Below are 25,836 nucleotides of genomic sequence, written 5' to 3'. Positions count from 1 at the left end.
GACCTGGAATGGCCAACGTAACCGTAATCGGCGCCCAGTGGGGTGACGAAGGCAAAGGCAAAATCGTGGACTGGCTCGCCAGCCGGGCAGACGCAGTGGTGCGATTTCAGGGCGGTCATAACGCCGGACATACTCTGGTTATTGATGGCAAAACCTACAAATTGAGCCTGCTTCCATCAGGCATCGTCAGCGGCACACTGTCGGTGATTGGCAACGGCGTGGTGCTCGACCCGTGGGCGCTGCGCGACGAGATTGCCAAGGTCGAGGCGCAGGGCGTCACGATCAATGACGACAATCTGGCTGTCGCGGATAATTGCCCGCTGATCCTGCCCATCCACCGCGATCTTGACGGCTTGCGCGAAACCGCTGCCGGCAGCGGCAAAATCGGCACGACCGGACGCGGGATCGGACCGGCTTACGAAGACAAGGTTGGTCGCCGCGCAATCCGCGTCTGCGATCTGGCACATCTGGATAAGCTCGACCCCCAGCTGGACCGGTTGTGCGCGCACCATGACGCGCTGCGTGCCGGATTTGGCGAACCGCCGGTGGACCGTGAACGGCTGCTGTCGGATCTGAAGGAAATTGCGCCCTTCGTACTCAAATACGCGCAGCCGGTGTGGAAACGGCTGAAGAAAGTTCGCAAGGCCGGCGCGAAGATCCTGTTCGAGGGTGCACAGGGCGTGTTGCTGGACGTCGATCACGGCACGTATCCGTTTGTGACAAGCTCCAACACGGTCAGCGGGACAGCGGCCAGCGGATCTGGACTTGGGCCCGGTTCGACCGGGTTCGTGCTGGGGATCGTCAAAGCCTACACCACCCGCGTGGGTAGCGGGCCGTTCCCGACCGAACTTGAAGACGACGTGGGCGAGACACTGGGGGAACGGGGGCACGAGTTTGGGGTGGTCACCGGACGGAAACGGCGGGTTGGCTGGTTCGACGCGGTTATTGTCCGCCAGAGCTGCGCGATTTCCGGCGTCAACGGAATTGCGCTGACCAAGATCGATGTGCTCGACGGATTTGATACGGTCAAGATATGTACCGGGTACCGCCTGCGCGGCAAGGTAATGGATTATCTGCCTGCCCATGCAGCCGATCAGGCCGAGGTCGAACCGATTTACGAAGAGCTGGAGGGTTGGAGCGAAACCACTGCGGGCGCGCGGAGCTGGGCCGATCTTCCGGCGAATGCGATCAAATATATCCAGCGGGTGCAGGAATTGATCGAAACGCCGATTGCGCTGGTTTCGACCAGCCCCGAACGCGAAGACACGATTCTGGTGCGCGATCCGTTCATGGATTGAGCCGGGGATTTACCGTGCGTATGGTGGCCGGGTGAGAAAACTTGTCGCGTCGATGGCCCTGGTACTGCTGGCAGCGTGCGCTCCCAAAATCGGGACGCCGTTACCGCAAGCCGATTTTGTTTTGGTCGATAAGTCCGAGCGCACGATATCGCTTTATGCAGAAAGCAAGCTGATCAGGACTTATTCCGGCATCCAGTTTGGCGATGCACCGATCGGACATAAGCAATTCGAAGGTGACGAACGCACTCCCGAAGGCCGCTATACGATCGATACGCGCAATCCCCGCAGCGCCTACCATCTGTCACTGCGAATATCCTATCCCAACGCAGCGGACCGCGAATTTGCAGCCCGGCAGGGCCGCTCGCCCGGCGGCGATATCTTCATTCACGGTCAACCCAACGCGCTGCCTGCGGGCAGAGTGCCAGGCGACTGGACCGATGGCTGTATTGCAGTCACCAACGCGGAAATTGCCGAACTGTGGCAAGCGGTCCCCGATGGAACTGTGATTGAAATACGCCGATGAAGCCCGGCTAGCACGCTCCCGATCCACCCGTTACACGCTGATTTGTTGACAGCAACCAAATTTGTTCTACGTATGTTCCTATATACGGAGGAGCGAATCATGGGTCAGGCAGATTTCAGTTACGACACGCAATCTGCAAACGACCTCGAACTCGGCGTTTCGGTTTCGGTTTTCGCAAATCGGCCGCATATTCGTGATATAATGCGCGAAGATGCCGAAGAGGCCGGCTTTCGCATCCATGAAGTTGGCGATGTCGCTTCGCTGTTGGGGGGTAATGCTCGCCCGATCGGCGAAGTTGTTCTGCTCGACTGTCCGGTTCTGGACGCGGCCTCGGCTGCGGCATTGTCGCGTATGGATGTCCGCGCCGCGCAGGCCGGGGCATATGTGGTTGTCTCCACCGCCGTGGACACGCTTGATGAAGTGTTTGCCTGCATGGACCGGTCGACACCGCAAATACTGGTTGATCCCGAACGCGGCGACCGGATCGTGGCATTGGGCCGGGTTCTGGCACAAATTCCCGGCTTGAGGGTCAGGGAACTGTCCGAAGATGATCGCCGGACTTTGCTCAGATTGACGGAGCAGGTCGGTGAAATTGCCGGACGGCTCGAATCGCTTTCCATGAAAGGGCAAAGCGAAAGCGGCGGTGCCTTCCGGTTCGAATCGCCCAAGCCGGACTTTAACGGTGAGGCAAGCGGGCCGGCTGACGGCAATGAACGGCTGGTGCGTCAGGCCCGTCCTCCACTGCCGGACCCGCGGCTGGTTCGGCAGATGATTCGGCAACGCCAATTGCGCGGGCGCTTTTTCGATAGCGAAATGTTCGCCGATCCGGCGTGGGATATCCTGCTTGATCTGACAGCCGCGCGCGCCGAACACGTCCGTGTATCAGTGACATCGCTGTGCATCGCATCGGGCGTCCCCCCGACCACGGCCCTGCGCTGGATCAATCAACTGACCGACGCCGGCCTGCTTGAAAGGGTGGAAGACGAAGCTGACAAACGCCGTGCATTCATCGCACTGACCGACAAAGCCTCCGATGCCATGGCGCGCTATTTTGTCGAACTCGGCCGCGGTTCGGTAACATTGGCGTGATTTTTCTGCACCGATACCGCTGCATGATATGGACATAGGCCGAAAACGCGCTAAATGGCCCGCAGCGCAGTATCCAGTGCGCCATAGTGGGGCGGTTAGCTCAGCTGGTAGAGCATCTCGTTTACACCGAGAGGGTCAGCGGTTCGAACCCGTTACCGCCCACCATTATTTGCAGCGAAAATGATCCGCAGACCATTGCTGTGCCGGATAAAATTTTTAACCGGCCAATCAATTTTCGGCGACTTGCGGCGTTACTGGCGGCGTCACTTTTCCCCAAACACACCCGGCTATTGTGTGGTCATTCAGCGCCAAGCGCTTCGTCAATCAATCCGCGCGCCTCGGGTGCACTCCAGTCGTATCCGCCAACCATCCGCCAGATTTCCATACCCTGCGCATCATACAGCACAGTCATCGGTAGCACCGTATTCGCGCCGTAATGAAAACTGAGCGAATTGTCCGGATCGAGCCAGGGTTCCAGATTGGCAAAGTCGTTCTTGGCAAAAAATGCAGGCACCTTGTCGGCGCCTTGCAAATCCTGGCTCACCGTCAAAACGCGCAACCGGTCACCATAATCGCTTGCCAGCGCATCGAGCATGGGCATTTCTTCGACGCACGGCGCGCACCATGTCGCCCACAAATTAAGCAGTACCGGCGCATTTTGCAGTGCTGCCGTATTAAGCTGGCGGCCACCGGGATCGCTTATCGCGATCGCCGGCATAAGTTCGCCCGCAAAACTTCGGTCAAGTTTTCCTGTCAGAGAAGCAGGGTTTACCTCGGCGCTATCCGGTTGCGTGGTTTCTTGCTGGCCCCTATCGCATGAAGCCAGAGACAGCGTCAGGAAGCCAAGCGTGAGCGACAAAGACATTCTAAAGGGCAAGGAAGGCTCCAACCAGATGTGGGGTGGACGGTTCGCGGGCGGTCCGTCTGCAATCATGCGTGAGATTAACGCTTCCATACCGTTCGACAAGGTCCTGTGGAAGCAGGACATCACCGCCAGCAAGGCGCACGTCGCCATGCTCGCAGCGCAGTCAATCATTACCGGCACCGATGCAGAGGCGATCTTGCAAGGGCTCGCACAGATTGCAGCCGAATATGAACAGAACGGCGTCCGTGAAGACTGGGATCTGGAAGACATTCATATGACGACCGAAAGCCGGCTGACCGAACTGATCGGTCCGGTTGCCGGGAGATTGCACACTGCCCGAAGCCGCAACGATCAGGTCGCGACCGATTTCAAGATGTGGGTCAGGGATGCCATCGCAGTTGCCGACAAGGGGCTGGAGAATTTGCAGCGGGCGCTGGTCACACGCGCCGGCGAACACGCGGGGAGCGTGATGCCCGGCTTCACACACTTGCAAACAGCGCAGCCGGTGACGCTGGGCCATCATCTGATGGCCTATTATGAAATGATCCGCCGCGACCGGTCGCGATTTGCCGATGCCAGAGTCAGGCTGAACCAGTCCCCGCTGGGCAGCGCGGCATTGGCGGGAACCGGTTTTCCGATCGACCGCGATGCAACCGCGCGGGCTCTGGGTTTCGACAATCCGACAGCCAACAGTCTGGACGCCGTGTCCGACCGCGATTTTGCGCTCGATTACCTGATGGCAGCGGCGCAATGTTCGCTGCATCTGTCACGTCTGGCTGAAGAACTGGTCCTGTGGGCCAGCCAGCTGTTCGGCTTTATTCGGCTGCCTGATGCTCTCAGCACCGGCAGTTCGATCATGCCGCAGAAGAAAAACCCCGATGCGGCTGAACTGGTACGGGGCCATTCGGGGCGGATTATCGGCGCAGCGACTGCATTGATGGTAACGATGAAGGGGCTGCCGCTCGCCTATTCGAAGGATATGCAGAACGATAAGCCCCCTGTATTCGAGGCTGCAAGCCTGCTCGAATTGTCGCTGGCCGCTATGGCCGCGATGATTGCCGAGACGCAGTTCAATGTCGATAATATGCGCGCAGCTGCTGAACGCGGCTATGCAACGGCGACCGATCTTGCGGATTGGCTGGTGACCAAAGCCGATATCCCGTTCCGCGAGGCGCACCACATCACCGGCGAAGCGGTTCGTCTGGCGGAGCAACAAGGCAAGGCGCTAGGCGAATTAGCCCTGTCCGATCTCAAAGCCATCGACGCGCGGATTGACGAACGGGTTTTTTCCGCCCTTTCAATCGATGCCTCGGTTGCAGCCAGAGCTTCCTATGGCGGAACTGCGCCAAGCGAAGTAAGGCAGCGCGTCGCCGAAGCGCGGCTCGCGCTGGGGATGGAGGAATAATGCGTTATCTCGCACTGGTGGTGGTTGCAGCGTCGTTATCTGCCTGCGGCCAGAAATCCGATTTAAAACCTGTCGAAGGCAGATCATTGCCGCCCGCAGCTTATGGCGAGGCGCGGCCGGCTTCGGCTGACGAATTGCTCGAGCCAGATACGCTTGCGGTGCCTGAACGAAGCGTCGAACTGCGCAAACGTTCGGAAGAACGTGAAGACGATCCTTTCGACCTTCCTCCCGAATAATCCGGCGCATTATATGGACCATTTTCAGATCAAAGGCGGCGTGCTGCACTGCGAGAATGTGCCCCTGCCCGCTATCGCAGCGCAGGTCGGTACACCCGTTTATGTCTATTCGCGCGCTACGCTGGCGCGGCACGCGCGCGTGTTTCGCGATGGCTTGTCCGCAATTGACCGGCCGCTGATCCACTTCGCGGTCAAGGCAAACCCCAATCTGGCCGTCCTGAAGGTTTTGCAAGCCGAGGGCTACGGCGCCGATGTGGTATCGGGCGGCGAGCTGGCCCGCGCGTTGGCAGCCGATATGGCCCCCTCCGACATTGTATTCTCCGGAGTGGGGAAAACCCGCGCGGAGCTGGAGTTCGGTTTGGATAGCGAGATCGGCCAGTTTAATCTGGAATCGCGCGAAGAGGGCGAGGAACTGTCCGAAATCGCCGCCGCACGGGGGCTGCGCGCAGCTGCGGCGTTACGGATTAATCCTGATGTGGATGCCGGCACGCATGACAAGATTTCGACCGGTAAGGCTGATAACAAATTTGGCGTGCCGATTGGTCTGGCGGGCGAAATTTACGCTGGCCTGAGCAAATTGCCCGGCCTCGATATGCGCGGACTGGCGGTGCACATCGGCAGCCAGCTGCTCGACCTTGCGCCGCTGGAAAGAGCGTTTACCCGCCTTGGCGCATTGCTTGGCGAATTGCGCGGCGCAGGCCACCAGGTCACGCATATCGACCTTGGCGGCGGGTTGGGGGTCCCTTACAGGCAGGGTGAGCACCCGCCCACACCCGCGCAATATGGCGAGATGGTGGCGCGGGTTACCAATGACTGGGATGTGCGACTCAGCTTCGAACCGGGACGCGTTATTGCAGGCAATGCGGGCGTGCTGCTTACCAAGGTTATCCGCGTGAAGCGCGGCATCAAGGATCCCTTCGTCATTGTCGATGCGGCGATGAACGATCTGGCGCGTCCGGCGCTTTATGGATCGTGGCACGATTTCGATGCGGTCGAACCCGGCGGCCAACGCATGACGGCGAATATCGTTGGTCCGATCTGCGAAACCGGCGATACGTTCGCAATGGGGCGCGAAACCGATTTGCTGGTTTCGGGCGAACTTGCCGTTTTCCGCACGGCGGGCGCATATGGCGCAACGATGGCCAGCAGTTACAACAGCCGCGGATTTGTCGCCGAAGTGCTGGTCGATGATGACCGGTTCGCAGTTGTTGCGGACCGGCTTGGCGCGGGTGCGATTATGGACGCGGAACATATTCCCGATTGGCTGGCATGAAAACGCTCCCTCTGTTTCACAAGATCGCGGGCACGAAAGTGGTGGTTCTGGGCGACGGGGAAGAAGCTGCCGCCAAACGCCGCCTGGTTGAAAATGCCGGCGGTATTTGCGTGGGCGAGCCCGAAGCGCATCAGGCCAAACTGGCATTTGTGGGGATAGAGGACGAGGCCGGGGCGAGGGCTGCTGCTTTGCGGCTGGGCCGGATGGGGCTGCTCGTAAATGTGGTTGACCGACCTGCGCTTTGCGAATTCACCACGCCCGCACTCGTAGATCGTGATCCGGTTTTGATCGCAGTGGGCACCGGCGGTGCATCAGCCGGGCTGGCCAAACATATCCGGTTGCGGCTGGAAGCGTTGCTGCCTGCGAGGCTGGGCGATCTGGCAAATGCTTTGTCATCGGCGCGGTCCGGTTTGCGTGAAAAATTTTCCTCCGGTGCTGACCGTCGCCAGGCGCTGGACCACGCGCTGGCGGAAGGCGGCCCGTTGGACCCTTTGCAAGACGTCGCTGCAGACGCGGTCAAGCAATGGCTTGAAAATGCCGACGCTCCACAGCCGGCGGAGCGCCTCACGATCACCGTTGCCAGCGATGATCCGGATGAACTGACCTTGCGGCAAGCACGGCTGCTTGGCCGCGCAGACACGATAATTTTCGGGCCCGAAATACCACCCGCCATCGTTGCGCGCGCACGGGCCGATGCTGCAAGAATTTCGCCGGCCGAAGATGCCGCGACCTGCCAGGGGCTGACGGTGGTCATCCGGCGTGCCTAGCCGGCTGGCGGCGCGATCAGGACATTCATGACTGCACTGGCGATCGGACTTTCGCGATCATCCTGCCAGGCTTCCACCAGAACATGTGCATTGCGGCGTCCGAGACGGTGGATACGGCCAGCGGCGAGCGTTGTTTGTGATTTGCCGCCGCGCAGGAACTGGATCGAGACGTTTATCGGCTTGAGCGTCCGGTCGCTGTCTTTCGCATCGAGGTGGGCGCGAAGTGTCGCGAAGGCTGCCATTTCAAGCAGACCGCTGATCGCGCCGCCATGCAAATAACCCGGCCGGCCCTGGACGTGATCGCCAAAAGGCATCGCAAGGATCGGCACACCGTTCTCCTCGGCGGAATATACTATCCCCATAGCGGCGGCATAAGGGGGTAGAGGGCTTGGCTGGGCGATGCTCATGTTCTGGGTGCCTCCAGTGTCATGAATACGCCTGCAACGTGGGCGATGGGATCGGCAGGATCACCGTCATGGGCGGTTCCGCGTACAAACGCGGCAGACCTGGTAAGTTTGTAACATTCACCGTGGCCGATAACGGTATGGCGAGGCCGGGCGGGGCGTGTGTAATCCACCCGCAGGTCGAGCGTTGCCTGACCCACGAATTTACCGCGCCTAGTCCATGCAGCCAGTGCCGTTGCCATATCCATCATCGCGATAATCGGGCCTGACGCGATAATGTCGGTGTCAGGTTGCCCGACCAGCTTTTCCTGCCAAGGCAACGATAATTCGACCCAGTCCGATCCATGCGCATTATATTGGGTTCCCAGCCAGCCGGAATGGCCATGCCGGAGCAGGATTGCCGCCTTGCTCGGATCAAATAGGCTTGGGGTGGTTGTCATACCCAGTTCTGTGCGGACCAATTGCCGGCATTACAATATGTTAATTTCACAACCGGTGGACCGGACTGCCACAGACAGGTCGTCGCAATTTGCGTCGCAGCAGGAGAGTTCGCGTGAACCTACCCAAAATCGATTTATCGTCATTGCCCGATCTTGACACATTAACCGGCGTATTCGGTAGTTTGTCCGATCTTAAAGTTGTCGAACATGATGACCGGATTGTTGTGATTATGGTTTATATTTACGATCTGATCCCACCAAGCTCGATTCTGTAAGGGCGCGCCGACCGGTGATTGTCCGTCAACCCCTGTGCAGTCTGCGCCGCTCGCCGGTTTTGCAGCGCATCGCTCAAGCGCGCGTATCGCGGGCACAAACCGAATGGACCCTTGATCCGCTGAATGTGCGGATACAAACGGATTTGGCGCACTTCGCGCAAGGTGCCGCGCTGGATGAACGCGCGGCCTTGAATTCGCTGCTTTGCGCAAGCGGTAATGCCGAACGGTTGCTGGAGAGGATGTTTGGCTATTTTTTGCCCGTGCTGGACGAACATTGCCTCGCGCAACTCCCGTTCCGTTACGATCACAGCGCTGGCAGATCGGTGCTGGTGCTGGGGCGAAGCGGTGAAGCCATGCTGACCCTGGTTCTGAATGACGGATCGCTGCCCAAAGATCAGGCAGATCAAACGACCGTGCGTTTTTCCAGCATCGAACGCTATGAAATCGTGGTCGCCGGGGCAGCGAAAATGCGTGTGGTCGAAAGGCAGGCAGGAGCCCCGCCCACGCAAATTCCTTATGATCTGAAACGCGGCAGCGCGTTTGCGCTGGATTGCGAGCGTCAAGCATCAATCCTGGGTGCAGTCGCTGGCCGCCTGATGCGGCTGCGGCTTTCGCGCCCGCATCAGGCAATCAAACCCGCGCAGGAAATTGCCCTTGCCACGGGCGAGCTGGTGCATCAGGCCGCCGGGTCGCAGGACGATAGCCGTCATGAATTGATGATTGCGCTGCTGGGCCGAATGGGCCGGTTGGATGCAGCGCCGATTATCGCGGAAATGAGCGCCGAGGGCAGTGATCACCTGCGCTGGCAGGCACTGCGTGAATGCCTGGCGCTGGATACGTCGCGGGGATTTTCTGCTTTGTTGACGGTGGCGGATACCGACGGGGACGGCTTGTCCGAACATGCCGCAAAATTGCGGGATCAACTAATCTCGCGCTTTCCTGATTTGGCCAGATTCGTACAGGATAATCCGCTATGCCCCGCGTGATTGACGTTGGCCTGCGCGAGCCCTGTGCACTTCAGGAATGTATCGCCGCGCTGGACAAGTCGAAATTCGATCCTTCCGACGAAGACAGCTTGCTGTCCGCCGCCGGTTGGCTCGCCAGGCTGGGTCAGAACAAGTCATTTCTTGGCGATATGATCGTCAACGAGCTGCGAGATCGCCACAAAGCGAGCGATGCGGGCAATGCATATGGTCCGCAGGTGATCATGCTGTCACAGCCCAATGGCGAATATTTCATGCGGGCCAATCTTTGGCCATCGCCGTGCGAGCACACTTACCGCGCAAGCGGCGGTGCATCGTTTGTTTACGATGTGCCGCACGATCACAATTTCGATTTTTTGACGGTGGGCTATTTCGGCCCCGGTTATGAAAGCGACTATTACGAATATGATTTCGCGGCGATCGATGGATATCGGGGCGAGAAAGCCGGCTTGAGATTCATTGAACGCAGCGCGCTTGGTGAAGGCAAGATCATGCACTACCGCGCGCACCGGGACGTGCATCGCCAGTTGCCACCGAAATCGCTCTCGGTATCACTCAACATCATGAAATCGGACCCCGCCAAGGGGTGGCTCGATCAATACCGCTTCGATGTCGAAAAGGACGAGATTGCGGGCATTCTCAGCCCCGGTTCGGGAGAAATATTCTTACGCTGCGCAGTGGGATTCGGCGGCGAAGAAGCAATCGATCTGGCGCAGCGGTTTGGAAAAAGTCACCCGAGCGACCGGATGAGGCTGGCGTGTTACGAAGCCAGGGCGGGGCTGGCCTGCGAACCTGCCATACAAGACGATTTATGGCGTGATGCCGAACAGTCCGGAAGCCGGATGGTCATGATGGAAGCCAGGGCGCGCAGGGCCGAATTGGCGAAACGCTAGAACGCATTACCGGATAGGGCATCGATCGCAGCCTGCAGGATAACCGCCGCGGCGTGCGAATCGATCCGTTCGGCACGCTTCGCCCGGCTGAAATCCTGGGCGATCAACCCGCGCTCCGCGCTGGCCGTCGAAAGCCGTTCGTCCCACATCAGAATTGGCAACCCGATTTCGGCAAGGTTGCGGCCATAGGCACGGCTTGCCTGCGCACGCGGGCCTTCGCTGCCGTCCATATTGAGCGGCAATCCGATTATTATCGCTGCAACACTGCGTTCCTTCAACAGTCCCTCCAGAGCAGCCCGGTCGCGCGTAAATTTGCCACGCGGCAGGGTTTTGCCCGCGGTCGCGAACCGCCAGCCTGCATCGCAAAACGCGGTGCCGATTGTCTTGGTCCCGAGGTCGAGCGCCATCAGCGCGCCGCCATCGGGCAGCGCGTCACGAAATGGCGCCGCTGTGTCATAAATCGGGGCGGACGGCACAGCCGCTTACCGCGCCTTGGCCCAGGCGCTGACGCGGCGGGCAACATCTTCCTGCAGGTTTCGCCAGAATAACGGTATGTCATAAACGTGGTAATTGTTGCCCGGCAGCACTGCGGAACCAAGCTGCGGAGGGTCGCCGATCAGTAGCAATCCGCGTTCATCGCAGCGTGCAGGAACGGCTTTTTCAATCAATTCGGCTGTTTCCATCGACCCGTCTGGAACGAGCGTCCCCAGATTGGCAGATGCGGGTGCATCACCGTTTAACTGGCCGGTCAGCGGGTTGGTGCACAGGATTTGGCTGTTGCCGCGAATTTTTCCGTCCAGACCCGTCGAGGAACTGTAGCGTTCCAGCAACATCGCCGGATCGGCCGGCTCGGCGAAGCTGGACCAGCTGACGATGCAACCCGATTGCGCTCCAGTGGCGCAAGCAGGCAAGCCCAGTGCCGGCAAATCATGTTCGACCGAAATCGGCCAGCCAATCGGATAAACTGCGGCCACGCGCGATTGCAGCGGCGTGCCGGCGATTTTTTGCTCCAACAAGCGGATGATATGCAGCGCGCCCTGACTGTGACCCGCTAGGACGATTGGTTTGTCCGCATCGATGCTGTCCAGGAAATAGGCAAATGCCTGTTCGACATCGCGGTAGGCAGCGTCGATCGCCATGGCGGCTTCGGGTTTATCGGTCAGGAACGTCCCTACTGCGGCCTGACGGTATTTCGGTGCCCAGATCTCGTTAGCAGCGTTGAACGGACTGGCCAGCCCGCGAAGGAACATCCGCGCGCGCGTTTCGGCTGTCTCGTCGCCAAGCGAGGCATTCCACTGCGTATCGCTGGACAGGCCGAGCGGCAAATAGCTGGTAGGATGAACGAAAAAAACTGCAAACTGTGCAGCTTCGGGAACGATCATTGCATTGACTTCAGCCCTGACCGCAGCGGGCGGAGCCTGCGCCCTGACCTGCGTCGCCGGATTTTGCGGAGATGGCGGCTGTGTCACCTCGGCAGGTGCGGGCTGCCAGCGCGACGGGTCGGATATCCCGATCCCCGGCCGCGAATACCACATCGCCGGATCTTCATAGGCATTGCGTTCAAGCGGTGCCTGTTCGACAAATTCGGACCTGGGAATAAACGCGTATTCAGTCGCTTCGCGCTGCCAGATGTTCAGCGCAAACAAGGCGCCGATAATCAGGATAGTTAGAAAAACGATAATGTAGAGAAACTTGCGAGCCATATTCCGGTAGGATCCTAATTTTCTGCGGCGTCTTCGTCGAGCCTGTCAGCGCGGCTTTCGAGGCCGGTCTTGATCATCGCCATCAGCGGGTCGGCGAGCGCCAGTCCCAGAATACCGAACAGCACGCCAAGGATCAGCTGCGCCGCAAGCACAAGTGCAGGCGCAAGATCAACCGCTTTGCGCGCGATCATCGGTACCAGCAAATAGCCATCAATCGTCTGGACGAAGAAATATACGAAAATCGTATAGATGCCCATGTCGACCCCGCCGGAAAAACCGACCAGAACCATCAGCGCGCCGGAAATCAGCGCTCCGATATTGGGAATGAATGCGAGCAGACCGGTCAGCAGGCCAAGCAACGCGGCCATGGGCACGCCCCACAATGCCAGCATCATCCACGTGAACAGGCCTTCGATGACCATACCGATGATTCTGCCGAACAGCAGCCGCCGCATCGCAAAGCCCATATTTGAAACCGTATGGTAGAAATTTTCCCGGTGAGCGCTGGGGAGCATCCAGGCTACGCCGCGCTCATAAAGGTTGGGCTCTACCGCCAGATAGACGCCGATTATCGCAATCAGAACCAACGTGGTCAGTCCGCCAAACAGCCCGCCAATTGCGCGCGTGATTGTCCCGACACCGCTCATCAGATTGCCTGAAAGTGTCGAAAGTTCCTTCTGGTCCACTGCGAATCCTTGAGACTCCGCCCATGATAACAGGACCTGAATCTGCTCGGTTACAATTCGGGGAAACTCTGCCGCTTCGCGCGAAATCTGTGATCCCGCGAAAATGGTCAGCCAGACCATGAATGCCACAGCCAGCGCCATCACGATGGCCACGCGCCAGCCGCGCCCGATGTTGAGAGCACGGCCAAGCAAGCGGGCGCCGCCGTCAATCATCGACGCGAATACGATCGCGCCAAAGATTACCAGAAGCGATTGCGCCAGATAAACGGCAAGCGCGACACCGCCGACGACACTGACCCAGACGATCGCTTTCCAGGCCTCGCGCCGAAGTTCGGGATTGCGGAACCGGGTCGGACTGTTGCCTATGGCCTCTATTTCGTCCTTGTCCGGCGCCGGTTTTCCGGGAGCCTTCGCGCCGCCCTGTTCACTGGTTGTCGTCATCGGCTGTCCCTGATCCGCTTATCTGGCTGTCGACCGTTGGGCGCAGTGTGGTCCAAGCGCGGCCTTCACGCAAGGATTGCCACCATGTGGCGGGGTTCCAGGTGGTTGATCCGTCTAGCGAAAATGTAATGAACTCGGCCCGCCCGCCGATATTTTCAAGCGGGATGGGGCCGTCCAGTCCGCGCTCTGCTTCCGAAGCGCGGCTATCCGCCGAATCGTCGCGATTATCGCCCATTACGAATACATGGCCTGCTGGAACTGCTATTTCAGACATATTGTCCAAGATCTGGTCTTCGTAATCAAAAATCAGATAGGATGCACCATTTGGCAACGTTTCGCGATATGTCGGAATTTCATATACCTGCCGGCCATTGGGCAGCCTGGTGCGAAATTGTTCGTAATTCGAAAGGCAGTCGGATCCGTTACAGTGGTGGCTGTCCTCAGCCGAAATTTGCACCGCAGGCACGACCTCTTGCGGTACAGGCTCGCCATTCAGAACAATCTGGCCGTCGATCACCGCAATTCTGTCACCGGGCAGTGCGACCACGCGCTTGATATAATCCTCGTCGCTGCCGGGAGGGACAGGCACGACAATATCGCCATATTCGGGCGTAGCAGGCATGATCCGCCAGGTGCCGCGCGGCAATACGTGGAAGCTCGCAGATACCCAGCTCCAGCCATAGGGATATTTCGTCACCACCAACCGGTCACCAACCAGCAAATTGGGCATCATCGATGTGCTGGGTATATAGAACGGTTTCGCAATCAGGCTGTGAAATGCCAATACCGCAAGCAGCATGAGAGCCAGTCCGCGAATTTCCACGAACCAGTTGATGCTGTCGGAGTCGTCTTCTTTTTCGCTGGCTTGCGACATGGGGGGATTACCGGAGATGGACATTATGGTTTTGGTCGGGCCTCGATCACCACGTGAGCCATGGCCCATGGATGATCATCGGTGAGAGTGAGATGAACGATGGCCTCATGGCCCTCCGGCGTGAGTTCTGCAAGACGCTTTGCAGCGCCGTTAGTCAGCGCGAGCGTGGGTGCGCCTGACTTGGCATTCACCACGCCGATATCCTTCATATATACGCCGCCATGAAAACCGGTACCGACCGCCTTGGAGAAGGCTTCCTTGGCGGCAAACCTTTTCGCATAAGTCCCCGCGCGGGTGAAGGGACGCTTGGCGGCCTTGGCGCGCTCGATTTCGGTGAAGCTGCGCTTTTCAAACCGCTCTCCGTGGCGGTTCAGTGCCTTCTCGATGCGTTCGATATTGCACAGGTCGCTGCCCATTCCGATGATCAAAGGTCAGCCCTCATCTGGCATCGTCCATCAGATTGCGCATCCGTTTTACCGCAGCCTCGAGGCCGACGAAGACTGCTTCACCGACAAGGTAATGTCCGATGTTCAGTTCGGCGATCTGGGGAATTGCTGCAACCGGCTGGACATTTTCATAAGTCAATCCATGGCCGGCATGGGGCTCGATACCGATTTTGACCGCCAATGCTGCCATATCTGCAAGGCGGCGCAATTCTACCGCGCGGGCCTCGCCCTCGGCATGGGCATATTCGCCCGTGTGAAATTCCACCACCGGCACGCGCAGGCGCATGGCAGCTTCGAGCTGACGTTCATCGGGGGCGATAAACAGGCTGACGCGGATGCCGGCGTCGGCCAGCCGCGTTACGATCGGCGCAATCCGGTTATGCTGGCCGGCAGCGTCAAGACCGCCCTCGGTTGTGCGTTCCTCGCGTCTTTCGGGCACTATGCACGCGGCGTGCGGACGGTGGCGCAAAGCGATAGCCAGCATCTCGTCCGTCGCGGCCATCTCGAGGTTCAGCGGCAAATCGGTTGCCGACTGGATGCGCGAAAGATCATCATCGCGGATATGGCGGCGATCTTCGCGCAAATGTGCGGTGATCCCGTCGCCCCCGACAGCCGCAACGATTTTTGCAGCGCGGACCGGATCGGGATGATCACCGCCGCGCGCATTCCGGATGGTCGCAACGTGATCGATATTGACCCCGAGGCGGAGATGGACCGTCGCCGTCACTTCCGGCTGCCCGGTTTGGTGATTTCGGTCGCAGCGAGCACGGCGGGAATTTCATTCGCGGCGTAAGTCGGGAAGGTAATCTGAACAAGCGGCAGGAAAGGCACAGCGAACGTTACTTCGCCGCCGGTCCGGTCAACCATGCAGGTAAGTGCAAGAACCGTTCCGCCTGCCTGTTCGACGGCTGTGATCGCTTCGGCCGAAGAAAGTCCGGTGGTCACGACATCTTCGACCAGCAACACCCGGGCGCCATCGCCAAGCGCGAAACCCCTGCGGAAATGGAATTCGCCTTCTGGTCGTTCGAGAAACATCGCTTCCTTGCCCAGAGCGCGACCCATTTCGTGACCGATGATGACGCCGCCCATTGCAGGTGACACTACAACGTCGATTTCCGTGCGCAGCTCGCGCGGGAGGTTTGACGCCATGGCTGACGCGAGTCGGCTGGCCCGCATCGGGTCCATCAAAACGCGCGCACATTGCAAATAATGCGCGCTATGCCGCCCGGACGAGAGCAGAAAGTGCCCTTCGAGCAGAGCGCCACTGGCGCGGAATTCAGCGAGAACTTCGTCTTCTGTCATGATCTTTCCGGCTGCTCCGTAGCGTCAAAACGATAGTAATTGCATACTATGCAACCCTGGTTGCTTATTTTTCTCCCTAGAAGCGCTTGAGACGGGGGGCAACCATGCGTATAGGCCTTCTCAAAGCTGAATGGCTGCACCGGAATGGCTGCGAGATTTCAGTGTCATTACACTCAAGCGGATATGCGGAAAGCAACTCTGACATGACCATCGGCATCAACGCCCCGACATTTTACCGCGCTGTGATCGCGGCCATGCTCGCCATTGGTCTCGCTTTCGCGAGTTCGGCGGCCTTTGCACAGGACGCAGCTCCGCTGGAAGCACCGGCGCCCGTCGCAATCGGGGACACTGCTGAAGTGGAAGCAGCCGTTCCGGCCGTTCCGGCGGGTGATGCCGCTTACACCCCGATGAAGCCGACGCAGGGCAAGGGTATGCCGATTGACGGTGCTTTTGGGTTTCAGGACCAATATTCGCCCAACGGCAAATATGCCCAGTGGATGCATGATGCGATTCTGATCCCGGTCATTTTCGCCATCAGCCTGTTTGTGCTTGGTCTGCTGCTGTGGGTCGTGGCGCGATATAACCGGCGTGCGAACAAGACACCTTCGAAAACCACACATAATACCGCGATTGAAGTCGCTTGGACGCTTATTCCGGTTCTGGTGCTGGTCGGCATTGCAATTCCGTCGATTACCCTCTTGGCGAGGCAATACGAATCGCCGCCGGAAGACGCCGTGACGGTCAAGGTTACCGGTTATCAGTGGTATTGGGGATATTCTTATCCGGATCTTGGTGTCGAGGAATATGTCTCGAACATGCTCGACGTAAATGCTGCGAAGGCATCGGGCGAACCGCATCAGCTGGCCGTCGATAACCGTATGGTTGTGCCGGTTGGCGAAACGATCCGCCTTCAAATTACCGGCGCGGATGTAATCCACTCTTTTGCAGTGCCCTCGCTATGGGTGAAGATGGACGCCGTGCCCGGCCGTTTGAACGAACGCACCGTCCTGATTGAGGAGCCCGGCGTTTATTACGGCCAGTGTATGGAACTGTGCGGCGCGCGGCATGGTTACATGCCGATTGTGGTCGAAGCATTGCCGCGGCCCCAGTTTGATGCTTGGGTACGCTCGCAAGGCGGAAATCCAGCCGGCATTAAAGTCGAAAAAGCTGTTGCCGCTCCCGTTGCGGCAGGAGTGAAGGCAGCGGATGATGCGGAGGCTGCCGACGACGCGGCCGATGCAACCGCTAACCAAGCACCGGCTGTTTAAGCCGCGATTCAGATAGACACGGACGAAAGACGTATCATGGCAACAACCGCCGATCACTTCCAGGGCCACGCAGACGCGCATGATCATGCGCATGATGCGGATCACAAACCGGGCTTCTTCGCCCGCTGGTTCATGTCCACAAACCACAAGGATATCGGTACGCTGTACCTGATTTTCGCAATTTTCGCGGGAATCATCGGTGGTGCCATTTCGGGTATTATGCGGATGGAGCTTGCCGCTCCGGGCATCCAGTATCTGGGCTGGTGGGTCGAACTGCTTGGCGGCGGTGCAGCGGTGGATATGAATTCAACCGGCCATATGTGGAACGTGTTCATTACCGCGCATGGCCTGATCATGGTCTTTTTCATGGTGATGCCGGCCCTTATCGGCGGTTTCGGCAACTGGTTCGTTCCGCTGATGATCGGCGCGCCCGATATGGCGTTCCCGCGGATGAATAATGTTTCGTTCTGGTTGACGGTGGCCGGCTTTGTCAGCCTGATGTTCTCCATGTTTGTACCTGGGGGCACTAGCGGCAATGGCGCGGGCACTGGCTGGACGGTTTATGCACCGCTTTCGACCAGCGGTTCGGTTGGCCCGGCGGTTGATTTCGCGATCTTCTCGCTCCACCTGGCTGGCGCCGGCTCGATTCTCGGCGCGACCAACTTCATCACGACCATTTTCAACATGCGCGCACCGGGTATGACGCTGCACAAGATGCCGCTGTTCGTATGGTCGATGCTGGTGACGGCATTTCTGCTATTGCTCGCGCTCCCTGTGCTCGCGGCTGCGATCACCATGCTATTGACGGACCGTAATTTCGGAACAACCTTCTTCGATCCGTCCGGCGGCGGCGATCCGGTGCTTTACCAGCACCTGTTCTGGTTCTTCGGTCATCCTGAAGTTTACATTATGATTTTGCCGGGCTTCGGTATTGTCAGCCAGATCGTGGCGACCTTCAGCCGCAAGCCCGTGTTCGGCTATCTCGGCATGGCTTATGCAATGGTCGCGATCGGTGTTGTCGGATTTATCGTCTGGGCGCACCACATGTACACGGTGGGCCTCGACGTTAACACGAAGATGTATTTCACCGCCGCAACGATGGTTATCGCTGTACCCACCGGAGTGAAGATATTCAGCTGGATCGCCACGATGTGGGGCGGCAGCATCAGCTTCAAATCACCGATGGTGTGGGCGATGGGCTTTATCTTCCTGTTCACAGTCGGCGGTGTCACCGGGGTCGTTCTGGCCAACGGCGGTGTGGATGATAACCTTCACGACAGCTATTATGTGGTGGCCCATTTCCATTACGTATTGTCGATGGGCGCGGTTTTCTCGCTGTTTGCCGGGTTCTATTACTGGTTCCCGAAAATGAGCGGACGGTGGCATTCGGAGCTTTTGTCGCACCTCCACTTCTGGGGCTTCTTCATCGGTGTGAACGTGATCTTCTTCCCGCAGCACTTCCTCGGATTGCAGGGCATGCCGCGGCGTTATCCCGATTACACGGAAGCATATGCTTTCTGGAACGAGATCTCGTCGATTGGCTATGTCATCATGGCTGCATCGATGGTCGTTTTCTTCGTGAACATTGCCTACGCGCTGGTTGCGGGCCGCAAGGCAGAAGGCAATTACTGGGGTGAAGGTGCCACGACGCTGGAATGGACATTGTCCAGTCCGCCGCCCTTCCACCAGTTCGAAACGCTTCCGGTCATCGAAGACCACCACGATTACCACGATCACCGGCCAGTCGAATCCTGATCGGTATTGGCGCCTTCCCGAACGGAAGGGCCGGAATTAAATTGGGTGGGGGCGTGCCGGTAACGGTGCGCCCCTGTTTGCAAAAAGGATCGAAGCAGGCGCAGGCCCGGCAAATGATATGACGATCGCTCACCCCGCACCGCACGTAATGCCGACAGAGTGGCGCGATTTTTTTGCGCTTACCAAACCGCGCGTGATGAGCCTGGTCATCTTTACCGGCCTGTGCGGATTGCTGGCCGCGCCGGGTGATATTCATCCGGTCATAGGTTTCACGGCGATTTTGTGCATTGCTATCGGGGCTGGCGGCTCCGCTGCACTCAACATGTGGTGGGAATCTGATATCGATGCCGGCATGAAGCGGACGCAGGGCAGGCCAATTCCCGGCGGTAGAATGAACCGCGATGACGCGCGCGATTTCGGTATTGTCCTGTCATGTGCCTCCGTCGGAATATTAGGCCTTGCAGTGGGCTGGCTGGCCGCCGGAATTCTGGCGTTTTCGATCTTTTATTACGCGGTTATCTACACGATGTGGCTAAAGCCGCGCACGCCGCAAAACATCGTTATCGGCGGGGGTGCCGGCGCATTTCCACCGGTTATCGGCTGGGTGGCTGTGACGGGTGACATAACGGCAATGCCCGTACTTTTGTTCGCGATCATCTTCATGTGGACACCGCCGCATTTCTGGGCGCTCGCGCTGTTCGTCAAAACCGATTATGCAAAAGTCGGTATTCCCATGCTACCTGTTGTGGCGGGCGAAGCGGCTACCCGTAAACAGATACTGATTTATTCGGTCCTGCTGCTCCCCCTGTCTGCGGCGCCATGGTTTATTGGCGGGACGGGTGCAATCTATGGCGTGAGCGCCTTGATTTTATCGGGATTGTTTCTGGCATTCACCGTGCCGGTTGCATTCAGAACCTCCGCTGAAGGCGACGGCATGAAACCTGAAAAACGCCTGTTCGCCTTCAGCATCCTCTACCTTTTTGTTCTCTTTGGAATCCTGGTCGCCGACCGGTTGATTCTGGGATAGGAGCCCGCAAACATGCCCATGACACCCGAAGAAGAAACCGAATATCGCCGTCGTCAGAAATCCCGGAATTGGGTTTTGGGACTTATTTTGCTCGCGATGGCCGGACTGTTTTATGCAATAACGATTGTCAGGACTTGAACCATGTCTTCGCTGGCTGGTCCCTCACTTACTGATCGCAACCTCCGTACGGGGATGATCGCGCTGCTTGGCGCGCTGGCAATGCTCGGGCTCGGGTTTGCCGCCGTTCCTTTATACGATATGTTTTGCCGGGTTACCGGATTTGGCGGAACCACACAGCGGGTGACGCAAGCAGAGGCAGCCACGGTCGCGGTGACCGATAAGGTCATCTCTATCCGCTTTGATGCCAATGTCGGGCGTGACATGCCCTGGTCTTTCCGGCCCGAACAATCGACCGACAATGTCAGCATCGGTGGCCGCGATATGGCCATCTACATTGCCAGGAACGATTCGAACGAAACGATTACCGGCACCGCAAGTTTCAATGTCGAGCCGGAGCAAACGGGCAAGTATTTCAACAAGATACAATGTTTCTGTTTTACCGAGCAAACGCTGCAACCCGGTCAGGAGATGCGAATGCCGGTGCTCTATTACATTGATCCTGCGATCAAGAATGACGAAAACGCCCGCGACGTCGAACAGATTACTTTGAGTTACACATTCCACAGGACGGATGCTCCCGCGTCCTAACCCACTAGACCAAGCCGCGCTGCGCCATTAAGGCGGGCGGCGTAAACACATGTTCAGGACCCGATTTCATGGCTGGCGCTAAAAACCACGACTATCATATTCTTCCGCCCGACATCTGGCCGTTCATCGGCGCTGTATCGGCGCTGACATTCTTTGTCGGCATGGTGTTCTATATGCACGATATGGCCAACGCCTATCTCATTCTGGGCATCGGCATCGCCGGACTGATCGCGACTTTTTACAGTTGGTTTGCCAATATCGTGAAAGAGGCTGAGGGCGGAGATCATACGCCGGTGGTCCAGTTGCACATGCGTTACGGGATGATTTTGTTCATCGCGTCCGAAGTCATGTTCTTTGTCGGCTGGTTCTGGAGCTGGTTCGATTTCTCGCTATTCCCGTCGGTAATGTCCGAAGTGGTTGCGGGCGAATGGCCGCCCAAGGCAATCGAAGCGGTGTTAGATCCGTTCGATCTTCCACTGCTCAACACGCTGATCCTGCTGTGTTCGGGCACCACGGTCACATGGGCGCACCATTCGCTGATTCACGGCGACCGCGACGGTTTGAAAAAGGGCCTTTGGGCGACAATCCTGCTCGGTATCCTGTTCACCGCGATCCAGGCATATGAATACAGCCACGCGCCGTTCGCATTTGGCGGCAATACCTACAGCTCGGCATTTTACATGGCGACCGGATTTCACGGATTCCACGTTCTGGTCGGAACGATCTTCCTGATCGTCTGTCTTGCCCGCACGTATAAGGGCCACTTCACACCGCGGCAGCATTTCGGTTTCGAAGCGGCTGCCTGGTATTGGCACTTTGTCGATGTGGTTTGGTTGTTCCTGTTCATCGTTATCTACGTCTGGGGCGGCTGGGGTGCTGAAATTCACTGATGCCGCCGGTTAATCCGAAATCCAAGGGGCAGCCCGGTTCCGCCGCGGCTGCCCTTTTTGGTTGTTGCCCGAAATGTTTTGAACGCAGCCTGTTCGACGGGCCGGTCGCGTTTGCGGCGCGTTGTTCGCACTGCGGGCTTGATTTCGGCACGTTCAATGTTGGTGACGGGCCTGCAGGTTTTCTGACCCTGATCATCGGCGCATTGATAACCGGCCTGGCGATCTGGCTGGAAGTTGCGGTTACCCCGCCGTTCTGGATCCATGCGATTGTCTGGATCCCGCTGACGGCAATTGCTGTGGTTGTGGGCCTGCGGATGGCGAAAGCGGCGCTGTTGCAGGCTGAATACCGCAACCGAGCGGGCGAAGCGCGGAGCGACGAGGCATGATGAGGCAGTTACCCTTTTTTTCGACAATCTTCGTGCTGATTGCCGCTGCAACCATGGTCGGCCTGGGTATCTGGCAGATTGGCCGGATGGACGAGAAAGAGGCACTGATAGCGCGTTATACACAGTCGCAGACGCTGTCCGCGAGTGTGGAATTCCCTCGCAATGCTGCCGAGAACCAGCAGGCACTCTACCGGCGTTCCTCGATCGACTGCGTCGATGTTACCGCGATGGATTCCAAAGGTGCGGCAAGCAAATCCGGCGCAAGGGGCTGGGCGCATATTGCGCGCTGCCGCTTGGCCGATGGAACCCGGGCAGACGTTGCGTTGGGATTTTCGCGCGACCCCAACCCGCAGCAATGGACCGGTGGGCCGGTGAGCGGTTTCATCGGGCCTGCTGGCAGGGGCGTAAGGCTGGTCGCATCGCCGCCAGCGCAAGCGGACCTGCAACCGCTTGCATTGCCCGACCCCAACGATATGCCGAACAACCACCTGGCTTATGCGGGCCAGTGGTTTTTCTTCGCCCTTACAGCGCTCGGGGTTTACTGGCTGGCTGTCCGCAAGCGGCTTGCTAGGCCCGCAAGCGAAGGCTAACCGCCCCGACACCATGCAATATCAATCGACCCGGGGCAGCGCAGAAGCGCTATCGTTCGAAGAGGTGACGCTGGCGGGGCTTGCGCCCGATGGCGGCCTGTATGTCCCCGTCCGGTGGCCCAAATTCGGCGAGGCGGAAATCGCCGCAATGGCCGGCCTCCCTTATGCCCAGCTGGCACAGCGCGTGATGCAGCCATTTGTCGGGGACAGTCTGACGCCGGAGCGTCTGTTGCAGCTGTGCGAGCAGGCATATGGCCGCTTCGCCCATGACGCGGTAACGCCGCTGGTCCAGCTTGATCACCAGCACTGGCTGCTGGAATTGTTTCATGGTCCAACCCTCGCGTTCAAAGACGTCGCTCTCCAGTTGCTGGGGCTGCTCTTCCAGGAGTTTCTGGGCCGCAGCGGTGACGAACTGACCATCGTCGGCGCCACCAGCGGAGACACCGGATCGGCGGCAATCGACGCAGTTGCCGGGCGCGAACGAATCAATATTTTCATGCTCCATCCTGCTGGCCGCATCAGTGATGTCCAGCGCCGCCAGATGACTACTGTCATCGCGCCCAATGTCTATAATATCGCCATCGACGGCAGTTTTGACGACGCGCAGGCTTCGGTAAAGCGGATGTTCAACGATGATGCCGTCACAGGCCGCTTCAATATCGGCGCGGTCAATTCGATCAACTGGGCGCGTCTGATGGCGCAGGTGGTATATTATTTCGCCGCAGCCCTGCAATTGGGCGCGCCAAGGCGCGAGGTTGCATTTTCGGTGCCGACCGGAAATTTCGGCGATGTATTTGCGGGATATGTTGCGGCGCAGATGGGGCTGCCGATCCATCAGCTGATCGTGGCGACAAACATCAATGACATTCTTCATCGTGCGTTGACCGACGGCGATTATTCGGCTGGCACGGTGACACCGACAGCTGCCCCGTCGATGGATATACAGGTCAGTTCGAATTTTGAACGGCTTCTGTTCGATTTGGGCGGACGCGATGGTGCAGCGATGGCCGCGCAGATGGCAGGCTTCGAAAAAACACGCGCGATGCGCCTTACCAATGCCCAGCAGGGTAAAGCGGCAGGTCTGTTCACAAGCAGGCGGTGCGATGCGGCAGAGCTGGCGCAGGCCATGCGCTGGGCCAATGAACATGCACGGCAGATTATCGATCCCCATACAGCCATCGGATTGCACGCGGCGCGCGCGATAGAACGGGATGCCAATGTGCCGGTTGTCACGCTGGCTACGGCGCATCCGGCGAAGTTTCGCGATGCAGTCGAGCGTTCCACCGGGCAGCGGCCCTCGCTTCCAAGCCGCGTTGGCGAACTGTTCGAACGTGAGGAACGCTTCACTACCTTGTCAGGCGATTACGATGCTATCGTCAGCTTCGTCACTCAACATGCGACCCCGCGATAATGGCCGAACTGATTACCGATCCGGTGTTGATGATCGGCGAAGGCTGGGATTCCTACCGGCTGGTCGATAGCGGCGACGGGCGAAAACTGGAACAATATGGCGACCGCAGCTTCATCCGGCCCGAAGCGCAGGCCATGTGGTCACCGCGGCTTGATACCTGGGATGCATCGGGCGAGTTTGTGCCCGGTTCCGATGAAGATGGCGGCGGACGCTGGAATTACAGCGAGCGGGTGCCCAGCGGCTGGCCGATCGGCTGGCGTGATGTTCGCTTCGCGGCGCAATGCACTCCCTTTCGCCACCTCGGCTTTTTCCCCGACATGGCCCCGGTCTGGGATTGGATGCGGTCGCAATTGGCCGGCAAGCCCGCTGCATCTTCGCTCAACCTGTTCGGCTACACCGGTGTTGGTAGCCTTGCGCTTAGCGAATGCGGGCCCGTAACCCATGTCGATGCCTCGAAGAAATCGGTGAACCAGGCCCGCGAAAATGCTGCGCTATCGGGGATGGATGACCGCCCGATCCGCTGGCTTGTGGATGATGCAGCCAAATTCACCGCGCGCGAAGTACGGCGCGAGAAGCGGTATGACGGGATTATTCTGGATCCTCCCAAATTCGGCCGTGGCCCGGGGGGGGAAGTTTGGCGCATTGAAACCGGGCTGCCCGATCTGGTGGCTGATTGCGGTGCACTGCTGGACGAAGACAGCAGATTTCTGTTTCTCACCGCTTATGCTGTCCGTATGTCCAGCCTGGCTTTAGGCGGGCTGCTATCGGAGAAACTGGCGGGCCTTTCAGGCAAGATCGAGCACGGCGAACTGGCGGTGCGAGAGGTTGGTGAGGGCGCAAGACTGCTGCCAACCGCCATTTTCGCCCGCTGGCGCAACGACTGAACACGGTCTTGCGAATCCTGCGGCGCAGTGCCAGTGCCGCGACTTGTCCCAGAACCCGGAGCCGACATGGCCGACACCCTCATTCTCGAAGTTGCGGATCTCGAACACGATGTGCTGACCGGAATCTATTCCGAAGAGACCGGCAAGGCGCAGCCGCTGCGATTCACAATTCAGGCCGAAATGACGCCTGCGGCCGGCTACCAAGCTGAAACACCGCTGACCGACAGCAAAAACTATATGGATTTGAAGGACGCGGTCACTTCGGCGCTGCCCGAAGATGTGCATTTCAAATTGATCGAGGCTGTCGCCGACCACGTCTGCAACACGCTGTTTGCCCAGAACGACGGCGTATTGGCGGTGTCGGTCAAGATCGTGAAACTGGCAATCGCCGAACACGACGAACAGATTGGTATAACCCTGCGCAGGCACCGGCGTTAAATATCATGCAGGCAGTTTTCCGCATCGATTCCCTCCCCGCCGAGGCAGTTGAGGCCGCCGCGTTATTTTATGCGGAGTATGTTCCCATGGCGCGCAAACAGCTGGCTGATGCGACCGATGCTCTGGCAATAGTGCTCCCCGGCGCACCACATGACCATACTGCATGGCGCCGTGCCGCAGCGCAGGATCTTGCGCGGGCGGCGGCACCGGTTCGGGTCAACATACTCAGCGGAGGGGATGATGCCGCGATGGAGGCATCGCTGGCGTGGCTGGCGCAGGCACCGGGAATTACCGGACAACTGCTTCCGCTTGTGGCAGCTGACTGAGATGCCTGTCCGCATCCTGTTTCTTGGCCCACTCGCCGATATTGCGGGATGTGCAGAAAGCAAGGCCGAGGCGCCGCTCGACTGGGAGAGGCTAATCGCAGCGGTACCCGCGGGCGTCGCTGAACAGCTTGAACTTTCACGAGTAAATGTCGCCTGCCGCGGCATCGTTCTGGCAGACAAGACGGCTTTGGCTGCGATAGACGGTGACGAGGTCGCGCTTCTTCCGCCGGTAAGTGGCGGATAGGCGGAC

Annotated in this window: 33 protein-coding genes and 1 tRNA gene; 24 read left to right on the top strand and 10 right to left on the bottom strand. The window is 58.7% G+C overall.

Annotation, left to right across the window (positions count from 1 at the left end):
- Positions 1-8: 8 nt before the first annotated feature.
- The 4 genes from WFP06_RS10000 (at position 9) to WFP06_RS09985 (ending at position 3,075) form a co-directional block, all read left to right on the top strand.
- Positions 9-1,298: an adenylosuccinate synthase gene (locus WFP06_RS10000; protein WP_336987022.1), complete on the top strand. Its 1,290-nt coding sequence runs from the start codon at positions 9-11 to the stop codon at positions 1,296-1,298.
- Positions 1,299-1,350: 52 nt separating this feature from the next.
- Entirely contained in the window at positions 1,351-1,821 is a 471-nt protein-coding gene (locus tag WFP06_RS09995) for a L,D-transpeptidase family protein (RefSeq protein ID WP_419716246.1), read from the top strand.
- 99 nt (positions 1,822-1,920) lie between these two features.
- Positions 1,921-2,910 carry a winged helix DNA-binding protein gene (locus tag WFP06_RS09990; protein WP_336987020.1) on the top strand — a complete coding sequence of 330 codons (990 nt, stop codon included), beginning with the start codon at positions 1,921-1,923 and terminating at the stop codon, positions 2,908-2,910.
- An 89-nt stretch (positions 2,911-2,999) separates the two neighbouring features.
- A tRNA-Val gene (locus WFP06_RS09985) sits at positions 3,000-3,075 on the top strand.
- 133 nt (positions 3,076-3,208) lie between these two features.
- Here the strand turns inward: WFP06_RS09985 and WFP06_RS09980 are convergent.
- Entirely contained in the window at positions 3,209-3,775 is a 567-nt protein-coding gene (locus WFP06_RS09980) for a TlpA family protein disulfide reductase (RefSeq protein ID WP_336987019.1), read from the bottom strand.
- Between the two features lie 28 nt (positions 3,776-3,803).
- Here WFP06_RS09980 and argH point away from each other — a divergent pair, with 28 nt between their 5' ends.
- The 4 genes from argH to WFP06_RS09960 are packed head-to-tail and all read left to right on the top strand — an operon-like array spanning position 3,804 to position 7,456.
- On the top strand, positions 3,804-5,180 hold the full coding sequence (argH, locus tag WFP06_RS09975; protein ID WP_336987676.1) for an argininosuccinate lyase: 1,377 nt from the start codon (positions 3,804-3,806) through the stop codon (positions 5,178-5,180).
- Positions 5,180-5,416: a lipoprotein gene (locus tag WFP06_RS09970; protein ID WP_336987018.1), complete on the top strand. Its 237-nt coding sequence runs from the start codon at positions 5,180-5,182 to the stop codon at positions 5,414-5,416. Before argH ends, WFP06_RS09970 begins: the two co-directional genes overlap by 1 nt.
- 13 nt (positions 5,417-5,429) lie before the next feature.
- Positions 5,430-6,689, top strand: a complete 1,260-nt coding sequence (gene lysA, locus WFP06_RS09965; RefSeq protein ID WP_336987017.1) for a diaminopimelate decarboxylase — start codon at positions 5,430-5,432, stop codon at positions 6,687-6,689.
- The gene (locus WFP06_RS09960; protein ID WP_336987016.1) at positions 6,686-7,456 is read left to right on the top strand and encodes a precorrin-2 dehydrogenase/sirohydrochlorin ferrochelatase family protein; all 771 of its coding nucleotides are present in this window, start codon (positions 6,686-6,688) and stop codon (positions 7,454-7,456) included. Before lysA ends, WFP06_RS09960 begins: the two co-directional genes overlap by 4 nt.
- On the opposite strand, the gene WFP06_RS09955 is transcribed toward WFP06_RS09960, so the two are convergent.
- Complete coding sequence (locus tag WFP06_RS09955; RefSeq protein WP_336987015.1) at positions 7,453-7,863, bottom strand: PaaI family thioesterase; 411 nt, start codon at positions 7,861-7,863, stop codon at positions 7,453-7,455. The genes WFP06_RS09960 and WFP06_RS09955 overlap by 4 nt on opposite strands.
- A complete protein-coding gene (locus WFP06_RS09950; RefSeq protein ID WP_336987014.1) occupies positions 7,860-8,300 on the bottom strand; it encodes a PaaI family thioesterase in 441 nt (146 codons plus the stop codon). Before WFP06_RS09950 ends, WFP06_RS09955 begins: the two co-directional genes overlap by 4 nt.
- Positions 8,301-8,413: 113 nt before the next feature.
- Here WFP06_RS09950 and WFP06_RS09945 point away from each other — a divergent pair, with 113 nt between their 5' ends.
- Genes WFP06_RS09945 through WFP06_RS09935 form a run of 3 tightly spaced genes read left to right on the top strand, consistent with a single transcriptional unit; the run spans position 8,414 to position 10,451 of the window.
- Positions 8,414-8,575, top strand: coding sequence for a hypothetical protein (locus WFP06_RS09945; protein ID WP_336987013.1), 162 nt, complete (start codon positions 8,414-8,416; stop codon positions 8,573-8,575).
- A 14-nt stretch (positions 8,576-8,589) separates the two neighbouring features.
- Positions 8,590-9,561: a hypothetical protein gene (locus WFP06_RS09940; protein WP_336987012.1), complete on the top strand. Its 972-nt coding sequence runs from the start codon at positions 8,590-8,592 to the stop codon at positions 9,559-9,561.
- Complete coding sequence (locus tag WFP06_RS09935) at positions 9,549-10,451, top strand: transposase (RefSeq protein WP_336987011.1); 903 nt, start codon at positions 9,549-9,551, stop codon at positions 10,449-10,451. Before WFP06_RS09940 ends, WFP06_RS09935 begins: the two co-directional genes overlap by 13 nt.
- Here WFP06_RS09935 and ruvX read toward each other — a convergent pair.
- The 7 genes from ruvX to pyrE all read right to left on the bottom strand — a co-directional run bounded on the left by ruvX (position 10,448) and on the right by pyrE (position 15,903).
- Positions 10,448-10,858, bottom strand: a complete 411-nt coding sequence (gene ruvX / locus WFP06_RS09930; RefSeq protein WP_336987675.1) for a Holliday junction resolvase RuvX — start codon at positions 10,856-10,858, stop codon at positions 10,448-10,450. The genes WFP06_RS09935 and ruvX overlap by 4 nt on opposite strands.
- A gap of 75 nt (positions 10,859-10,933) precedes the next feature.
- Positions 10,934-12,154: a DUF3089 domain-containing protein gene (locus WFP06_RS09925; protein ID WP_336987010.1), complete on the bottom strand. Its 1,221-nt coding sequence runs from the start codon at positions 12,152-12,154 to the stop codon at positions 10,934-10,936.
- Positions 12,155-12,168: 14 nt separating this feature from the next.
- The gene (locus tag WFP06_RS09920) at positions 12,169-13,281 is read right to left on the bottom strand and encodes an AI-2E family transporter (RefSeq protein ID WP_336987009.1); all 1,113 of its coding nucleotides are present in this window, start codon (positions 13,279-13,281) and stop codon (positions 12,169-12,171) included.
- A complete protein-coding gene (gene lepB / locus WFP06_RS09915) occupies positions 13,265-14,155 on the bottom strand; it encodes a signal peptidase I (RefSeq protein WP_336987008.1) in 891 nt (296 codons plus the stop codon). Before lepB ends, WFP06_RS09920 begins: the two co-directional genes overlap by 17 nt.
- A 23-nt stretch (positions 14,156-14,178) precedes the next feature.
- Entirely contained in the window at positions 14,179-14,583 is a 405-nt protein-coding gene (gene acpS / locus WFP06_RS09910; RefSeq protein ID WP_336987007.1) for a holo-ACP synthase, read from the bottom strand.
- 10 nt (positions 14,584-14,593) lie between these two features.
- The gene (locus WFP06_RS09905; RefSeq protein ID WP_336987006.1) at positions 14,594-15,328 is read right to left on the bottom strand and encodes a pyridoxine 5'-phosphate synthase; all 735 of its coding nucleotides are present in this window, start codon (positions 15,326-15,328) and stop codon (positions 14,594-14,596) included.
- Positions 15,325-15,903, bottom strand: coding sequence for an orotate phosphoribosyltransferase (gene pyrE, locus WFP06_RS09900; RefSeq protein WP_336987005.1), 579 nt, complete (start codon positions 15,901-15,903; stop codon positions 15,325-15,327). Before pyrE ends, WFP06_RS09905 begins: the two co-directional genes overlap by 4 nt.
- Before the next feature lie 203 nt (positions 15,904-16,106).
- On the opposite strand from pyrE, the gene coxB reads away from it, so the two are divergent.
- The 13 genes from coxB to WFP06_RS09835 all read left to right on the top strand — a co-directional run bounded on the left by coxB (position 16,107) and on the right by WFP06_RS09835 (position 25,830).
- The gene (coxB, locus tag WFP06_RS09895) at positions 16,107-17,171 is read left to right on the top strand and encodes a cytochrome c oxidase subunit II (protein WP_419716245.1); all 1,065 of its coding nucleotides are present in this window, start codon (positions 16,107-16,109) and stop codon (positions 17,169-17,171) included.
- A 36-nt stretch (positions 17,172-17,207) separates the two neighbouring features.
- Positions 17,208-18,926, top strand: coding sequence for a cytochrome c oxidase subunit I (ctaD, locus tag WFP06_RS09890; protein ID WP_336987003.1), 1,719 nt, complete (start codon positions 17,208-17,210; stop codon positions 18,924-18,926).
- Between the two features lie 118 nt (positions 18,927-19,044).
- Entirely contained in the window at positions 19,045-19,953 is a 909-nt protein-coding gene (locus WFP06_RS09885) for a heme o synthase (RefSeq protein WP_336987002.1), read from the top strand.
- Between the two features lie 12 nt (positions 19,954-19,965).
- Complete coding sequence (locus WFP06_RS09880) at positions 19,966-20,091, top strand: hypothetical protein (protein WP_336987704.1); 126 nt, start codon at positions 19,966-19,968, stop codon at positions 20,089-20,091.
- Between the two features lie 3 nt (positions 20,092-20,094).
- Positions 20,095-20,661, top strand: a complete 567-nt coding sequence (locus tag WFP06_RS09875) for a cytochrome c oxidase assembly protein (RefSeq protein ID WP_336987001.1) — start codon at positions 20,095-20,097, stop codon at positions 20,659-20,661.
- Between the two features lie 68 nt (positions 20,662-20,729).
- Positions 20,730-21,551 (top strand): cytochrome c oxidase subunit 3, encoded by an 822-nt coding sequence (locus WFP06_RS09870; RefSeq protein ID WP_336987000.1) that lies wholly within the window; start codon positions 20,730-20,732, stop codon positions 21,549-21,551.
- Positions 21,551-21,937 carry a DUF983 domain-containing protein gene (locus WFP06_RS09865; protein ID WP_336986999.1) on the top strand — a complete coding sequence of 129 codons (387 nt, stop codon included), beginning with the start codon at positions 21,551-21,553 and terminating at the stop codon, positions 21,935-21,937. Before WFP06_RS09870 ends, WFP06_RS09865 begins: the two co-directional genes overlap by 1 nt.
- The gene (locus tag WFP06_RS09860; RefSeq protein WP_336986998.1) at positions 21,934-22,527 is read left to right on the top strand and encodes an SURF1 family protein; all 594 of its coding nucleotides are present in this window, start codon (positions 21,934-21,936) and stop codon (positions 22,525-22,527) included. Before WFP06_RS09865 ends, WFP06_RS09860 begins: the two co-directional genes overlap by 4 nt.
- 13 nt (positions 22,528-22,540) lie before the next feature.
- Positions 22,541-23,938, top strand: coding sequence for a threonine synthase (thrC, locus tag WFP06_RS09855; protein ID WP_336986997.1), 1,398 nt, complete (start codon positions 22,541-22,543; stop codon positions 23,936-23,938).
- Entirely contained in the window at positions 23,938-24,822 is an 885-nt protein-coding gene (locus WFP06_RS09850) for a class I SAM-dependent methyltransferase (protein WP_336986996.1), read from the top strand. The genes thrC and WFP06_RS09850 overlap by 1 nt, the downstream gene beginning before the upstream one ends.
- Before the next feature lie 66 nt (positions 24,823-24,888).
- On the top strand, positions 24,889-25,260 hold the full coding sequence (locus tag WFP06_RS09845; RefSeq protein ID WP_336986995.1) for a dihydroneopterin aldolase: 372 nt from the start codon (positions 24,889-24,891) through the stop codon (positions 25,258-25,260).
- A gap of 5 nt (positions 25,261-25,265) precedes the next feature.
- Entirely contained in the window at positions 25,266-25,586 is a 321-nt protein-coding gene (locus WFP06_RS09840) for a Rossmann fold domain-containing protein (protein ID WP_336986994.1), read from the top strand.
- A 1-nt stretch (position 25,587) separates the two neighbouring features.
- On the top strand, positions 25,588-25,830 hold the full coding sequence (locus tag WFP06_RS09835) for a MoaD/ThiS family protein (RefSeq protein ID WP_336986993.1): 243 nt from the start codon (positions 25,588-25,590) through the stop codon (positions 25,828-25,830).
- Positions 25,831-25,836 lie beyond the last annotated feature (6 nt).

Source organism: Altererythrobacter aquiaggeris (assembly GCF_037154015.1).
In the GTDB taxonomy this organism is placed as follows: domain Bacteria; phylum Pseudomonadota; class Alphaproteobacteria; order Sphingomonadales; family Sphingomonadaceae; genus Aestuarierythrobacter; species Aestuarierythrobacter aquiaggeris.
Note: the sequence above shows the minus strand (reverse complement) of the source record. Positions and strands in the feature narration are given on the sequence as shown.

What these genes read in the sequence shown, in the direction of transcription:
- WFP06_RS10000 (WP_336987022.1), top strand. Translation starts at nt 9, where the DNA reads ATGGCCAACGTAACCGTAATCGGCGCCCAGTGGGGTGACGAAGGCAAA.
- WFP06_RS09995 (WP_419716246.1), top strand. Translation starts at nt 1,351, where the DNA reads ATGGCCCTGGTACTGCTGGCAGCGTGCGCTCCCAAAATCGGGACGCCG.
- WFP06_RS09990 (WP_336987020.1), top strand. Translation starts at nt 1,921, where the DNA reads ATGGGTCAGGCAGATTTCAGTTACGACACGCAATCTGCAAACGACCTC.
- WFP06_RS09980 (WP_336987019.1), bottom strand. Translation starts at nt 3,775, where the DNA reads ATGTCTTTGTCGCTCACGCTTGGCTTCCTGACGCTGTCTCTGGCTTCA.
- argH (WP_336987676.1), top strand. Translation starts at nt 3,804, where the DNA reads ATGTGGGGTGGACGGTTCGCGGGCGGTCCGTCTGCAATCATGCGTGAG.
- WFP06_RS09970 (WP_336987018.1), top strand. Translation starts at nt 5,180, where the DNA reads ATGCGTTATCTCGCACTGGTGGTGGTTGCAGCGTCGTTATCTGCCTGC.
- lysA (WP_336987017.1), top strand. Translation starts at nt 5,430, where the DNA reads ATGGACCATTTTCAGATCAAAGGCGGCGTGCTGCACTGCGAGAATGTG.
- WFP06_RS09960 (WP_336987016.1), top strand. Translation starts at nt 6,686, where the DNA reads ATGAAAACGCTCCCTCTGTTTCACAAGATCGCGGGCACGAAAGTGGTG.
- WFP06_RS09955 (WP_336987015.1), bottom strand. Translation starts at nt 7,863, where the DNA reads ATGAGCATCGCCCAGCCAAGCCCTCTACCCCCTTATGCCGCCGCTATG.
- WFP06_RS09950 (WP_336987014.1), bottom strand. Translation starts at nt 8,300, where the DNA reads ATGACAACCACCCCAAGCCTATTTGATCCGAGCAAGGCGGCAATCCTG.
- WFP06_RS09935 (WP_336987011.1), top strand. Translation starts at nt 9,549, where the DNA reads ATGCCCCGCGTGATTGACGTTGGCCTGCGCGAGCCCTGTGCACTTCAG.
- ruvX (WP_336987675.1), bottom strand. Translation starts at nt 10,858, where the DNA reads ATGGCGCTCGACCTCGGGACCAAGACAATCGGCACCGCGTTTTGCGAT.
- WFP06_RS09925 (WP_336987010.1), bottom strand. Translation starts at nt 12,154, where the DNA reads ATGGCTCGCAAGTTTCTCTACATTATCGTTTTTCTAACTATCCTGATT.
- WFP06_RS09920 (WP_336987009.1), bottom strand. Translation starts at nt 13,281, where the DNA reads ATGACGACAACCAGTGAACAGGGCGGCGCGAAGGCTCCCGGAAAACCG.
- lepB (WP_336987008.1), bottom strand. Translation starts at nt 14,155, where the DNA reads ATGTCGCAAGCCAGCGAAAAAGAAGACGACTCCGACAGCATCAACTGG.
- pyrE (WP_336987005.1), bottom strand. Translation starts at nt 15,903, where the DNA reads ATGACAGAAGACGAAGTTCTCGCTGAATTCCGCGCCAGTGGCGCTCTG.
- coxB (WP_419716245.1), top strand. Translation starts at nt 16,107, where the DNA reads ATGACCATCGGCATCAACGCCCCGACATTTTACCGCGCTGTGATCGCG.
- ctaD (WP_336987003.1), top strand. Translation starts at nt 17,208, where the DNA reads ATGGCAACAACCGCCGATCACTTCCAGGGCCACGCAGACGCGCATGAT.
- WFP06_RS09885 (WP_336987002.1), top strand. Translation starts at nt 19,045, where the DNA reads ATGACGATCGCTCACCCCGCACCGCACGTAATGCCGACAGAGTGGCGC.
- WFP06_RS09880 (WP_336987704.1), top strand. Translation starts at nt 19,966, where the DNA reads ATGCCCATGACACCCGAAGAAGAAACCGAATATCGCCGTCGTCAGAAA.
- WFP06_RS09875 (WP_336987001.1), top strand. Translation starts at nt 20,095, where the DNA reads ATGTCTTCGCTGGCTGGTCCCTCACTTACTGATCGCAACCTCCGTACG.
- WFP06_RS09870 (WP_336987000.1), top strand. Translation starts at nt 20,730, where the DNA reads ATGGCTGGCGCTAAAAACCACGACTATCATATTCTTCCGCCCGACATC.
- WFP06_RS09865 (WP_336986999.1), top strand. Translation starts at nt 21,551, where the DNA reads ATGCCGCCGGTTAATCCGAAATCCAAGGGGCAGCCCGGTTCCGCCGCG.
- WFP06_RS09860 (WP_336986998.1), top strand. Translation starts at nt 21,934, where the DNA reads ATGATGAGGCAGTTACCCTTTTTTTCGACAATCTTCGTGCTGATTGCC.
- thrC (WP_336986997.1), top strand. Translation starts at nt 22,541, where the DNA reads ATGCAATATCAATCGACCCGGGGCAGCGCAGAAGCGCTATCGTTCGAA.
- WFP06_RS09850 (WP_336986996.1), top strand. Translation starts at nt 23,938, where the DNA reads ATGGCCGAACTGATTACCGATCCGGTGTTGATGATCGGCGAAGGCTGG.
- WFP06_RS09845 (WP_336986995.1), top strand. Translation starts at nt 24,889, where the DNA reads ATGGCCGACACCCTCATTCTCGAAGTTGCGGATCTCGAACACGATGTG.
- WFP06_RS09840 (WP_336986994.1), top strand. Translation starts at nt 25,266, where the DNA reads ATGCAGGCAGTTTTCCGCATCGATTCCCTCCCCGCCGAGGCAGTTGAG.
- WFP06_RS09835 (WP_336986993.1), top strand. Translation starts at nt 25,588, where the DNA reads ATGCCTGTCCGCATCCTGTTTCTTGGCCCACTCGCCGATATTGCGGGA.